The 12390-nt window shown below is 73.4% G+C and carries 14 protein-coding genes; 3 read left to right on the forward strand and 11 right to left on the reverse strand.

What is annotated here, in order from left to right; genetic code table 11:
• The first annotated feature begins 221 nt into the window (after window positions 1-221).
• Together ACI79S_RS16850 and ACI79S_RS16855 are read left to right on the forward strand one after the other, a co-directional pair.
• The gene (locus ACI79S_RS16850; RefSeq protein WP_456594591.1) at window positions 222-1745 is read left to right on the forward strand and encodes a hypothetical protein; all 1524 of its coding nucleotides are present in this window, start codon (window positions 222-224) and stop codon (window positions 1743-1745) included.
• Window positions 1742-3409 carry a 3'-5' exonuclease gene (locus ACI79S_RS16855; protein WP_456594592.1) on the forward strand — a complete coding sequence of 556 codons (1668 nt, stop codon included), beginning with the start codon at window positions 1742-1744 and terminating at the stop codon, window positions 3407-3409. Before ACI79S_RS16850 ends, ACI79S_RS16855 begins: the two co-directional genes overlap by 4 nt.
• Before the next feature lie 55 nt (window positions 3410-3464).
• Here ACI79S_RS16855 and ACI79S_RS16860 read toward each other — a convergent pair whose 3' ends face one another.
• The 9 genes from ACI79S_RS16860 to ACI79S_RS16900 form a co-directional block, all read right to left on the reverse strand.
• A complete protein-coding gene (locus ACI79S_RS16860; RefSeq protein ID WP_456594593.1) occupies window positions 3465-4064 on the reverse strand; it encodes a hypothetical protein in 600 nt (199 codons plus the stop codon).
• Between the two features lie 327 nt (window positions 4065-4391).
• Window positions 4392-5840 (reverse strand): alpha/beta hydrolase domain-containing protein, encoded by a 1449-nt coding sequence (locus ACI79S_RS16865; RefSeq protein ID WP_456594594.1) that lies wholly within the window; start codon window positions 5838-5840, stop codon window positions 4392-4394.
• A gap of 217 nt (window positions 5841-6057) precedes the next feature.
• The gene (locus ACI79S_RS16870; protein WP_456594595.1) at window positions 6058-7002 is read right to left on the reverse strand and encodes a DNA polymerase domain-containing protein; all 945 of its coding nucleotides are present in this window, start codon (window positions 7000-7002) and stop codon (window positions 6058-6060) included.
• Between the two features lie 96 nt (window positions 7003-7098).
• Window positions 7099-7842, reverse strand: coding sequence for an MBL fold metallo-hydrolase (locus ACI79S_RS16875; RefSeq protein WP_456594596.1), 744 nt, complete (start codon window positions 7840-7842; stop codon window positions 7099-7101).
• Window positions 7839-8663: a glutamate racemase gene (gene murI / locus ACI79S_RS16880; protein ID WP_456594597.1), complete on the reverse strand. Its 825-nt coding sequence runs from the start codon at window positions 8661-8663 to the stop codon at window positions 7839-7841. The genes ACI79S_RS16875 and murI overlap by 4 nt, the downstream gene beginning before the upstream one ends.
• A 74-nt stretch (window positions 8664-8737) precedes the next feature.
• Entirely contained in the window at window positions 8738-9199 is a 462-nt protein-coding gene (locus ACI79S_RS16885; protein WP_456594598.1) for a hypothetical protein, read from the reverse strand.
• Window positions 9200-9300: 101 nt separating this feature from the next.
• Entirely contained in the window at window positions 9301-10251 is a 951-nt protein-coding gene (locus ACI79S_RS16890; protein WP_456594599.1) for a PLP-dependent cysteine synthase family protein, read from the reverse strand.
• A gap of 46 nt (window positions 10252-10297) precedes the next feature.
• Window positions 10298-10576 carry a MoaD/ThiS family protein gene (locus ACI79S_RS16895; RefSeq protein WP_456594600.1) on the reverse strand — a complete coding sequence of 93 codons (279 nt, stop codon included), beginning with the start codon at window positions 10574-10576 and terminating at the stop codon, window positions 10298-10300.
• Window positions 10577-10695: 119 nt separating this feature from the next.
• Window positions 10696-11181 carry a Mov34/MPN/PAD-1 family protein gene (locus ACI79S_RS16900; protein WP_456594601.1) on the reverse strand — a complete coding sequence of 162 codons (486 nt, stop codon included), beginning with the start codon at window positions 11179-11181 and terminating at the stop codon, window positions 10696-10698.
• Between the two features lie 102 nt (window positions 11182-11283).
• Between ACI79S_RS16900 and ACI79S_RS16905 the strand changes: the two genes are divergently transcribed.
• On the forward strand, window positions 11284-11637 hold the full coding sequence (locus ACI79S_RS16905; RefSeq protein WP_456594602.1) for a hypothetical protein: 354 nt from the start codon (window positions 11284-11286) through the stop codon (window positions 11635-11637).
• Here the strand turns inward: ACI79S_RS16905 and ACI79S_RS16910 are convergent.
• Both ACI79S_RS16910 and clpS read right to left on the reverse strand, forming a co-directional pair.
• Window positions 11576-12073 (reverse strand): DUF2017 family protein, encoded by a 498-nt coding sequence (locus ACI79S_RS16910; protein WP_456594603.1) that lies wholly within the window; start codon window positions 12071-12073, stop codon window positions 11576-11578. The genes ACI79S_RS16905 and ACI79S_RS16910 overlap by 62 nt on opposite strands.
• On the reverse strand, window positions 12070-12366 hold the full coding sequence (gene clpS / locus ACI79S_RS16915; protein ID WP_456594604.1) for an ATP-dependent Clp protease adapter ClpS: 297 nt from the start codon (window positions 12364-12366) through the stop codon (window positions 12070-12072). The genes ACI79S_RS16910 and clpS overlap by 4 nt, the downstream gene beginning before the upstream one ends.
• Window positions 12367-12390 lie beyond the last annotated feature (24 nt).

Genomic DNA, 12390 nt, shown 5'->3' on the forward strand with positions numbered 1-12390 from the left:
CCCCCCCCCGCCAGTACGGCAACACGTGGGGGGAAATGTGGGACATTGTCGCCGTTGTGTGACATGATCTTGACGCTCAGTAGGGCCCGGTCGTGCCCTCGGCGTTGGAGGTGCACGCAGTGGCTCGCCGGTCGGTGCCCGCTCCCGCGTGCCCGGACGGGCACGCGGGAGCACAGGTCCATGCTCACGAGGCCAGGCAGTCCAGGCGCGGAGCGACGCGCGTGTTCCGCTGCCGGTTCGAGGAGGACGGCGAGGCCGGCGTCCACTACTTCACGGTGCTCACCCGGCCGAAGGCCGACGCGCGGCTGCTGATCGACCAGGTGGTGAGTGCGCCGGAGTGCCCCAGGCCGGAGCACGGCGGGCGCTACGTGTGGCCCCACGGCACCTACAAGACCGCCGCAGGCGAGCGGCAGCGATACCGCTGCGTGAGTCGGACCGACGACGGCGACGCCCACACCTTCTCCGCTCCGCTGCCGCGCGCGGCGGTGGAGGACGACACCTGCTGCCCGGACTGCGAGGTGCTCACCCCGAGGCACGCCGGCGAGGAGGCGGTCAGCCGGCGGCTGAACGTGCCGACGTCGGTGGTCGTGTCGGTGCTGCGCGATCTGGCCGACGGGCACGCCTACACGGCGGTGTCGAGGCGTGCGTTGGAGCAGATGAAGCGCCCGACCGGGCGGGTACGCACGGTCGGCGGCAAGACTCCCGATGAGCTGCACGAGGCCGGCCAGTTCGGTCCGCGCCGGGAGCTGAAGGCGCACTGGCACCTCTCGGCCGACGTCCTCGAGCGGTTCGCGCCGTTCATCACTGAGCCGGCGCTCGCGGCGATGCAGGTGGAGGAGACGGCCTACCGGGCCGAGGGCCTGCCGGTGGTGTACTTCGCCGACGAGGTGGCGGTGAAGCGGGACTACGCCCGGTCGGCCACGCTGACCAACGCCCCGGTCGTGTGGACCGCCCTGGTGGTCACCCGGACCAGCTGGGAGCGAGACGGGGACGGCAAGGTCACCGGCCGGTCGAGCCGGCTGGTGCGGGTCCGGGCGCTGCCCAACGCCTCAACCGAGGCATGGCGGCTGGTCCTGGCCGAGCTCGACGCGCCGGACTTCCTCGTCGCCGACGGCGCGGCGGCGATCGAGAAGGCCGCGACCGCCGTGTGGGGCAAGAAGACCACGTTCGTGCCGTGCATGTACCACGCGACCCGCAACATCGAGGCCAAGCTGACCCCGCCCCGCGGGCGGCTGGCCGACAAGGTGCGCGACCACATGTACCGGCTCAGCCGCGAGCTGATGCGCGACGGCGGCCCGAAGGCCGTCAGCGCCTGGTTCGACGACCTCGAAGACGCGGCGGCGGCCGCCGACCTGCCGGCGGACCTGGTGGCCGCCCAGCGCCGCCGCTACGAGCCGCTGCTGCGGCGCACCGCGCTGGTCGCGCAGCGGCACAACGACCCGGAGGTGCAGGTCAGCAACTCGGCGGTCGAGTCGCAGATCCGGTTGTGGGTCAAGCGGCTGACCACCCGCCGCGGGGCGATGTTCTCCAACCTGGCCCGGACCAACCTGCTCGGGGATCTCATCGTCGCCGCCGCCAACGGCGCACTGCTCGACCAGCACGAGGTCGCCCGCACCCTGCGCGAGGCGTCCAAGCGCACCCGGGGTTGGGCGCCGCCGCCACGCGCCCTGACCGAGCCCGCGGGCGTGCTCGGCCTGCGCGACGCGTTCTCCGTCACCGAGCTGCTCGAACGGCACTCCTCGTGAGCACCGCGCCGGAGAAGGGCGCGGCGTACCAGCAGCTGGTCGCCGGCCGCGAGTTCGTCGTGCTCGACATCGAGACCACGCACACGAAGGCGACCAGGACCGCCGAGGCCGCCTTCCACCCGATCTCGGTGGGGGCGGTCGTGCTGCTCAACGGCACCCGCCGGGAGACCTTCCACCGGCTGGCCAACCCCGGCGTGCCGGTGGACAAGGACAGCAGCGCCTACAACGGCATCCGCACCGCCGACCTCGCCGGCCAGCCCGATGTGGCCACCGTGCTCGCCGAGCTGGACGCGTTCCTCGCCCGCCACCCCGACGCTGCGCTGGTCTGCCACAACGCCCTGTTCGACGTCGGGCACCTGGCCGCCGCCTACGCCCGCGCCGGGATGACTCCTTTCGACCGGCTCGTGTTCGACACCGAGTTCCTCGGCGTCCGGCTCAAGCTGCCCGGCGTCGCCAACTTCGCCAAGCTCACCGACCTCGCCACCCGCTACGGCATCAACACCACCCTCGCCGTGCCGCGCGCCCAGGCCCGGCTGCACAAGGCGCTCAAGGACGCCCAGGACACCGCCGAGGTGCTCGACTGTCTGCTGGCCGAGGCCGCGCTGCTGGACATCGCCAGCTGGGACGAGTTCTGCCGCGTCGCCAAGCCCAAGCGCAGCGGGGACATCGCCGCCACCGTCCGCCGCCGACGGCGGATGCGGGCTCCGCAGATCCCGGCCGGCCACGTCCGGGCCTGCCACGGGCGCGGCCGGCTGCCGGCCCGTCCCGGCGAGGCCGCGCTCGACACCTGGACCGCGCAGGTCACCGCCTGCGTACGGCTGCACTGCCCGACGATCGCGGAGAAGGTGCTCTACGACGAGCGTCACGCGCCCCGCCTGCTCGACCGGCTCACCGCGCTGCTGGCCACCACGCGCGACCCCGGCGACGTGGGGACCCTGCTCGTGGGCTTGGAACCGCTGCTCGAACGCCTCGACCGGCCCACCGCGCGAGCCTGGTACAGGGCCAACCATCAGCACATCCGCGACGCCAAACCGTGCGAGCCGCACGCCGCCTGCCCGGCCTGCGTCGCCGGACGCCCCTGCCCGCGGGACGTCATCTACCAGATGCTCACCCGCCGCGCCCTCGACTACGGGGCCACCGCGGCCGGCGTCCCGGTCAGCCTGCTGTCCAAGCAGGTGAAGAAGGACCTGTACTACGGCAAGAGCGCCCGCAAGATCGACACCTGGCCGGCGCAGGGCCTGTCCGACATGGCCGCGCACATGCTGTGGGTCGTCGTGCAGGAGGCCCGCGCCAAGCACCAGCACACCACCGTCAGCAAGCTGCTCGCCTCGGCGGTCGAGCGCGGCCTGCACCTGGCCGACCCGCACCTCGCGCTCGAAGTCGCCCGGCACTGGGCCCGCAGCCCCGACCGCGACGGCGACGTGGAGCAGGTCGTCACCACCGTGCTGGCGAAGGCCACCAGCAACCCCGGCTACCTCGACCTCGAGGTGTGGTTCCACGGGTCGTTCCGCCGCGCCGCCGCAGCACGCCAGGCCGCCGCGGGCCGGATCACCCGGCAGCGGAAGGCCGCCCCGGTGCGCACACCGGCCGACATCGAACTTCGCCCGCCGCAGAGCACCCACACGTACCGCTACCAGCTGCATCGCTTACCGCCCGCCAGCTGACACAGCCGGTCCGCGACCGGACGCGGGCAAGCGAGTCGGTACGGCGGGACCGGGGTCAGCGACCCGTGGCCTCGATGGTCACCTCATGTTCCCCGAAGCGGGCCACCAGGGGCTTCGTGGGCGTGACCCCCGACGGCAGCTCCACCACCGTGACGTGCCCACTCATGTCCGCAGAGCAGACGTCCCGGTCGGGGAACAGCGGTCCCAGGCGGACCTCGATCTCCTGCTCGGCGACCACCTCGACGCCAATCGGTCCGCTGGGACAGCTGGAACTGCCGAAGGTGACCACCCCGAGGTACTGGCCGTCGTTGACCCACGCGATCGAGGGCTGGAAGGCCGACTCGAGGGGCGACTGGCCACCGGAGTCGGGCGCAGGCGCTGGCGAGGGCGTGTAGGTCCGCTCGTCGAACCCTTCACCGGGGTCGGGCAGCGTGATTCGCGGCGCAGGGGACGGCTCCGGGAGCACCTCAACACGGGGTCCAGGCATCGGCGTGAGCACGAACTCCCGCGCCTCGGGCGTATCGGCTCCGAGGCCGAACTCCGCGACGTAGGGCGAACGGCTCGGCCCGCTGGCGCCGCAGGAGGCCAGCGCAGGCGTGGCGGCCAGCAGCGCCGCCATCACCAGCAGGGGCCACACCGGCCGGGGTCCGTTCACAGCTCGCATCGTGCGGCCCTACGACCTCGGAGTCCAGCAGCTCCACCCGAAGCGTGACGCAAGGGAGACGGTGCTGCGCGCCAGCGGGCTGCTGATTGCCCCGCGCAGAACCGCGTGTCGCTGCCACAGCTGGCCGCCGCACACGGACAAGCTCAGAACCTCCTGGGTCGGCCGAGCGCAGCGGTCACCGAGGCCCGTCGAGGGACGCAGAGATGTCCCACATTTCCCCCCACGTGTTGCCGTACTGGCCCCCCCGGCCGGGCCGACGACCCGGGCACGCCGAACGGCCGGCCTCCGGAGAGACCGGCCGCCCGAGGTGCCGGGTGCTCAGCCGCGGTCGTCCCGCTGCTGCTGCCGCAACTGGCGCTCGACGACGAGAGCCTCCTGGTAGTTCTCCTTCGCGTCGGGCTTCTCGATGTAGCCGGCCCGCAGGTTGGCGTGGTCGACCGCCAGCACGCCGTTGATGTACTCGCCCTTGCGCGGGTACAGCGCCGACAGCTGCTCGAGCGTGAACGGCTGGTGGGTGCCGAACAGGCGGCAGAAGCTCGCGCCGCTGTTGTAGCCCGCGTTCAGCGCGGTGGGCACCGCCACCTGGGAGAGCTGGATGCCGCCCTGCGCCAGCCCCAGCTCGTTGCGCACCTTCTCGCCCTGGTCGTCGAACTCCAGGTAGGGCGCCGACGGAGGTGCGATCCCCTTCTCGGCCCAGCGCGCGAGGTGCGCGTAGGCCGCCGCCGTCACGTGGTGCATCGGCACCCGGCTGAACGGCGGGAGGTCGCAGGTGTACTGCGGTGCGCCGCCGAGGTCGCGCTCGGAGAGCGGAGCGCGGTACTCCTGCCCCTGCCAGCCCGAGTGGGCCGCTCCCGCGACCTCCCAGCGCCGGAAGACCTCGTCGTCGGGACGCCGGGCCGCCGCCGCGGCGGCCGTCACGTCGGTCTCGGACTGCACCTGGAACACCGGCTCGTCCCCGGCCCGGCTCGGCGCCGTCCCGACGATGATCGCGTAACCGTCGAACACCGGCTCGACCTTCGGCAGGACGTGGTCGTAGTAGGCGCTCTGGTACCGGGTCGACTGCGAGGCACCGATGGAGAGCAGCGTCTCGATGTCCAGGCCGCCCATCGGGTCGACGCCGGTCGGGGCGACGAGCGCCTTGGCGGCCTGGGCGTAGATGTCCATCGCCAGCTGGTCGAGCGCGTACTCACCCCCCGCCGTGACGTCCAGCGAGCCGTAGCGGGTGGGGCTCCACTCCCGCAACTGGTCGACGCCGACCTGCTGGGCGGACACCCCGATCCAGGCGTCACCGCCGCGGGTCACGTCCTCGAAGTTCCACAGCGCGTCGAGGTCGTAGCCCGCCGTGACGTTCTGCCACTCGACCAGGGCGGTGCCGCTGAAGTGCCGGGGGTTCGCGGGCCGGCGGACGACGATCCGCGTGGTGTAGGGGACGTCCTCCTCCAGCAGCGTGCCCGGCGCGATGTCGGGGGTGCGCGGGCTGGCGTACGCATCGGCGAGGCCGGAGACGAGGAACTCCTCCTCGACGTACCCGGCTCCGGCGAGGTCCTGGTACGTCGCGAAGAACGGATAGGTCTCCGCCAGGTCGTCGGAGAGCGGGCTGCCGCCGAGGTCGCTGGGCAGCGGCCCGGTGACCGTGGCATCGCGGAGCGGCACGCGGACGTCGTCCGCGGCTCCGGCCGGGAGGGCCGGGGCCAGCAGTGCCAAGGCCAGACCCAGGGCGACGGTGGTGCCGCCGGCCCGGGCGCTCATGGGCGTGGGAACGGGCAAGGGAAACTCCTTCTGCTGCCCACGGGCACCCCGACGGGCGCCCTCGAGGGACAGCGGTCAGATGGGGAGCGAACGAGTTCCAGGCCCAGAACCATGACGTCGATCACAGCGGCGTCCTCTGCAAGCTAGCCCGCCGGAAGACCGCCCGACAACGGTTGCTGCAACAAGTTCTCGGCTTGTTGCGGAGATCGCCGTACGGCCCGGTGCCCGCCGCTCGTCACCCGCCGCCCCCGGACTCCCGCCGGATGCGCGCCCGCCGCTTCCCCTCGTGCATCGCCTGCACGCGGGCGACCGGGATCGTGTGCCCCTCGGCGACCAGGTCGGCCGGCAGGCGCTGGGGGTCGGGCAGCAGGGCCGCCCAGTCGGGGAGCGTGGCCGCCACCCCGGAGGCGACGGTGGCCTCCCCGGGGCGGACGGACGCCAGGTGCTCCCAGTCGACCGGGGCGGACACCGGCAGGCCGGGCCGCACCCGGGGGCTGTAGGCGGCGACGACGGTGCCCGTGCCCGAGCGGGTGGCGTCCACGAACACCCGCCCCTGCCGCTCCTCCTTGAGGAACGCCGTCGTGGCGATCCCCGGGTCCAGCTGCGCCGTGCGCTGCGCGAGCGCCCGCGTCGCCGCCGCGACGTCCTCCACCAGCGCACCGCGGACCGGCACCACGACGTGCAGGCCCGTGGCGCCGCTGGTCTTCACCGCGCCCACCAGGCCGGCCTCCTCGAGCGCCCGCCGGGCCAGCCGGGCGACGGCGACGACGACGTCGAGGTCCGCCCCGTCGGGCGGGTCCAGGTCCAGCACGAGACCGGTGGGCTCGCGCGACCCCGCCCGCAGGAACGGCACGTGGAACTCGACCGCGCGCTGGTTCGCCAGCCACATCAGGGTGCGCCGGTCGTCGCAGAGCACCTGGTGCACCTCGCGGCGCGCCGACTCGGCCCACACGGGCACGGTGCGCACCCACGCGGGGGCGCCCTTGCTCACGTTGCGCTGCATGAACGGCGCCTGCCCCGGTCGCACCCGCATGACCGAGAGCGGCCGGCCGGCCAGCAGCGGGACCAGCCGGTCGGCGACGGCGTCGAGGTGGTCGACCAGCGCCCGCTTCGACACGCCCAGCCCGTCACCGAGCGGCGAGTCGAGGCTGCTCAGCGGCACGCCGTCCCGCTCGTCCATGGGGTCACCGTTGCGCGATCACAGCCATCCGGCAACCGGCCCTCCTGCAGGGGCCCGCCGCGAGCCTGCGAGCGGTGGGGGCAGGAGGGCCCTTCCTCAGATGTCGTACGTGGCGCCGGGGCTGACCAGCTCGGTCTCGGAGAACACCGAGCTGGCCGCGAACAGCTGGCCGATGTGGTCGACCCAGGCGGGCACGTGGGTGAGCAGCAGACGCCCCACCCCCGCGGCGGCCGCGTGCTGGGCGGCCTGCCGCCCGGTGAGGTGCAGGCCGGGGGGCTGCTCGGGGGCGTTGTCCGGGTGCGCCGCCTCGGCGAGCAGGACGTCGGCCCCGCGGGCGAGCTCCACCACCCGGTCGCTGGGGCCGGTGTCGCCGGTGTAGACCAGCGACCGGCCGCCCGCGGTCAACCGGATGGCGTAGGTCTCGACCGGGTGCGCCGTGCGCGCGAGCTCCACCTCGAAGGGGCCCATGCGGAAGGCGCCGGGGCCCACGGGGACGAAGTCGAAGACGTCGGTCAGCCCGTCGCCGTCGCAGTCGTAGGCCAGCGCCAGCCGGCGCGCGGCGCCGACCGGCGCGTACAGCGGCACCAGCGCTCCCCGGGACCGGCCGGAGTAGCGGTGCCAGACGACGAACGGGGCGACGTCCAGGCAGTGGTCGGCGTGCAGGTGCGACAGGAAGACCGCGTCCACCGCCCCCGGGTCCACGACCCGCTGCAGCGCACCGAAGGCGCCGTTGCCGAGATCGAGCACGAGCCGGAAGCCGTCGTGCTCCACGAGGTAGCAGGAGGCGGGCGAGTCGGGGCCCGGGCCGCTGCCGCAGCACCCCACGACGGTCAGCTTCACGCGACCCCCGCCCGTCCGGCGCCGAGCACTGCGCCGACCTCCGGCCCGAGGAAGCGGCGGCCGAGCCGGGCGAACGGCTCGGGGTCGCCGGTGGCCAGGAAGGCGTGTTCCGGCGCGGGCGCGTCGGGGTCGCGCAGCAGATCGGTGCGGGTGAGCACCCGGTAGACGTCCTTCGCGGTCTCCTCGGCGCTGGAGACCAGCGTGACGCCGTCCCCGAGCACGACCGACAGCACGCCGGTGAGCAGGGGGTAGTGGGTGCAGCCCAGGACGACGGTGTCCACGCCGGCCGCCATGAGCGGATCGAGGTAGGACTGGGCGAGACCCAGCAGCTGCCGGCCGCTGGTGATCCCGCGCTCCACGAAGTCGACGAAGCTGGGGCAGGCCGCGGAGGTGACCGACACGTGCGGGGCCGCGGCGAACGCGTCGTCGTAGGCACCGCTGGTCACGGTGGCCTGGGTGCCGATGACACCGATCCGGCCGTTGCGGGTCGCGGCGATCGCCCGGCGCACCGCGGGGAGGACCACCTCGACCACCGGGACGTCGTAGCGCTCCCGGGCGTCCCGCAGCGAGGCGGCGCTGGCGGAGTTGCAGGCGACGACGAGCATCTTGACGCCGCTGTCGACGAGTTCGTCCATGACCGCCAGGGAGTGCCGGCGCACCTCGGCGATCGGGAGCGGGCCGTAGGGCCCGTTCGCCGTGTCACCGATGTAGCGGACGGCCTCCCCGGGCAGCTGGTCGAGCACGGCCCGCGCGACGGTGAGCCCACCGACACCTGAGTCGAAGATGCCGATCGGCGCGTCGGCTGCTGGCTGCGTCCCCATGTCGCCGGACAGGCTAGCCCGCAGCTCCGACAGCCGCGCAGCGCCGTCCGCCCGGGGGCACCGACCTCCCGGCGTCAGACGCAGGGATCTCCCGGTGGCACCGCCGCCAGGTGCACGTCCCCGGTCGGTCGGCCGTCCCCGCGGGTCGTCGCCGTCTGGGTGCAGATGCGCCAGTCGGGCGCCACCGCGCGATCCCAGCGCGCGTCGAAGGTGACGGCCCGGGCACCCGCGGCCTCCAGGACCGGGACCGCCTCGCCCAGCGTCGCGCCCGGGAACTCCGGCAGCGCGGACCGGATGCCGTCCGGCTCGGGGGTGTTCTCGACCGGCGCCGGTGCCCTGACCACGGGAACGCCCGGTGCGCGCCGCGGCGCGGCCTCGCCCCACCCCGGCGACCACACCAGGGCGGCGAGCACGAGGCCGGCGAGGAGCGCGGCCCCCGAGGCGATGGTGAGCGCCCAGCGGGGACGGCGGGAAGGCTGCGGGATCGCCGGCTCGCCCTCCGGTTCCAGGATGTCGAGCCCCGTGGCTGCGCTCATGCGGGTCCTCTCGCTGCGGTGATACGCACCGTAGCGGTTCAGGAACCGCGGCGACGGGACCCGCGCAGCGCGTCACGCGCCCGAGGGACGCGCCCACCCGCTCAGGCCCAGAGCTGGCCCTCCAGCGCGGAGGTCGCCTCATCCAGGGTTCCGGCGTAGGCGCCGGTGGAGAGGTACTTCCAGCCGCCGTCGCAGACGATGAAGACGATGTCGGCCCGGCGGCCGGCCGCGACCTCCTTGTCCGCGATGCCCAGGGCCGCGTGCAGGATCGCGCCCGTGGAGATGCCGGCGAAGATCCCCTCGCGCTCCACCAGCTGGCGGGTGCGGTGGATGGCGTCCTCGGGGCCCACGGAGAACCGCGAGTCCAGCAGCGAGGCGTCGTACAGCTCGGGGATGAAGCCCTCGTCGATGTTGCGCAGGCCGTACACCAGCTCGCCGTAGCGCGGCTCGGCGGCGATCACCTGGACCCCCGGCTGGTGCTCCCGGAAGTACCGGGAGCAGCCCATGAGCGTGCCGGTCGTCCCGAGGCCGGCGACGAAGTGGGTGATCGACGGGAGGTCGGCCAGGATCTCCGGGGCGGTGCCCTCGTAGTGCGCCTGCGCGTTCGCCGGGTTGCCGTACTGGTAGAGCATGACCCAGTCGTCGTGCTGCGCGGCCAGCTCCTTGGCGACGGCGACGGCCTGGTTGGAGCCGCCCGCCGCCGGCGAGGAGATGATCTGCGCCCCGTACATCTCCAGCAGTTGCCGGCGCTCCACCGAGGTGTTCTCCGGCATGACGCAGATCAGCCGGTAGCCGCGCTGCCGGGCGACCATGGCCAGGGAGATGCCCGTGTTGCCGCTGGTGGGCTCGAGGATGGTCGACCCCGGCCGGAGCAGCCCCTCCTTCTCTGCCGCCTCGATCATCTTGATCGCCGCGCGGTCCTTGATGGAGCCGGTGGGGTTGTGGTCCTCGAGCTTGGCCCACAGCCGGACGTCGGGCGTCGGCGAGAGGTTCGGCAACCCCACCAGCGGGGTGCCGCCGAGGGAGTCGACGAGGGAGGCGAAGCGGGCCATCAGGATGCTCTTCCGGGGAGACGGGTCGGGGCGGAGCGGGGACCGCTCAGCAGCCGCCCGCGACCGCCGGGAGGATCGTCACCGAGTCGCCGTCCTTCACCTGGGTGTCCAGGGCGCCGGTGAAGCGCACGTCCTCGTCGTTGACGTAGACGTTGACGAAGCGGTGCAGCTTGCCCTCCTCGGTCACGAGGCGGTTCTTCAGCCCCGAGTGCTTGCTGTCGAGGTCGTCGATCAGCGCGGCCAGGGTGTCCCCGTTGCCCTCGACGGTCTTGTTGCCGCCGGTGTGGGTGCGCAGGATGGTCGGGATCCGGACCTCGATGGCCATGGCGTGCTTCTCCTCGGGACGTGGGTGTCTGGGCGCTGCAGAGCAGCAGCGGTGGTGCGTCTGGCCGGGCCAACGCCCGGTGGTCGCCGTCGATTCCGGACCGCGGCGGCCGTCACCCGTCAGTCGTAGACGACGGTCGTCGGCGAGTGCCCGAACAGGTAGGACTCGACGATCTCGACCTCCTCCTCCGACACCTCCCCGTCGACGATGCGGTAGCTGCGGAACTCGACCTCGTCGCCGACCAGACCGGTCTGCGGCCCGTGGTGGCGGGTGGACACCAGCACGTAGTGGGTGCGCGGATCGGCGGCGGGACCGGACGCGTACCCGATGTCGGTGCGCGAGGGGTAGGCCTCGGTGGCGGTGTGCGAGTGGTAGACGACGACCGGCCACTCGTCGCGATCGTCCAGGTCGCGGTACAGCGCGAGCAGGTCGGCGCTGTCGAACTCGTAGAACGTCGGCGACCGTGCGGCGTTGAGCATGGGCACGAAGCGCTCGGGACGCTCGCTCCCCTCGGGTCCGGCGACGACGCCGCACGCCTCGTCCGGATGGTCCTTCCGGGCGTGGGCCACGATGGCGTCGTAGGTCGCGCGGTCGATGCGCAGCACGGGGCCAGTCTAGGCGTGCCCGCCACACCGCTCCCCGGTCGCCCCCGGTCGCACGGACGGGCGGCCGTCGGGAGACGCCTCCGGACCGATACGGTCGGCGTCGTGTGGGTCCCGTCGCTCCTGACCGCCGGCGTCGTGCTGCTGGCCCTGCCGGCACTCCTCCTGGGTCTCCGGGGGCTGTTCCGGCATCGCGGCTACAACGCCCTCCATCCGGGCGACCGGGCTCCCGTGCTGGTCATCGTCGTCGTGCGCGCCGTGCTCCTGCTGCTGCTGCTCGCCGCCTCGGCCCTGGTCCTGGTGTCCACGATCGGCGCGATGCTCGCCGACGTCGAGCTGCACCGCATGGTCTACGTGCTCTTCGTGCTCGACCTGCTGCTCGCCGCCCTGGTGCTGCTCACCTTCGGCCGGCGCGATCGGCGACGAGCGCGTCCACGAGCGACCCCTGCAGCGCGGTGAGCCAGTAGTAGACGGCGAGCTGGTGGTCGGCCTCGTCCACGATCTGCTCCGGCGGCTCGGTGTCCTCACCGATGTCGATCCGGGTGCCGAGCGCCAGCCGGAGGTCGTTGCTCGTGCGCAGCCAGGCGCCGGCCTGGTCGGCGTCCAGGCGCACCTCTCCCCCGTCGGCCGGCAGGGTGGCGCGCACGGTGGCCAGGTCGTCGGCCTTGCCGCCGCGCAGCGCCTGCTCGGTGAGCCCCCGGTAGTCCTCGGCCAGCGCGGGGTCGGTGCGGTGCCCGGCGGGGAACAGCCGGGCCATCACCGGATCGCCGCTGCTGTCGGCGGGATCGGCGGCCAGGAGCTGCTCGAGCTGGTCGAGCAGCAGCCCGACGATGCCGGCCTCGGCCCGGTCCAGCCGGGCGACCAGCTGCCCACCCCGGGCGCGGAACGGCTTCACGAGTCCCTCTGGTAGCTCGCCCACAGCCCGTAGGCGTGCAGCCGGCTGGTGTCGTGCTCCATCCGCTCGCGCGGGCCGGAGCTGACGATCGCCTTCCCCTCGTGGTGCACCTGCAGCATCAGCGAGGTGGCCGTCGGCTCGTCGTAGCCGAACAGCTCCTGCAGCACGAAGGTCACGTAGGTCATCAGGTTGACCGGGTCGTTCCAGACGATGGTCACCCACGGCCGGTCGAGGTCGCCGTGCTCCTCGACGGTCGTCTCGGGGGCCCGGGTCGGGGCGAGCGGTCCGGCCACGATCCCCAGCTTAGGACGTCGTCC

Source organism: Blastococcus sp. SYSU DS1024 (assembly GCF_054050795.1).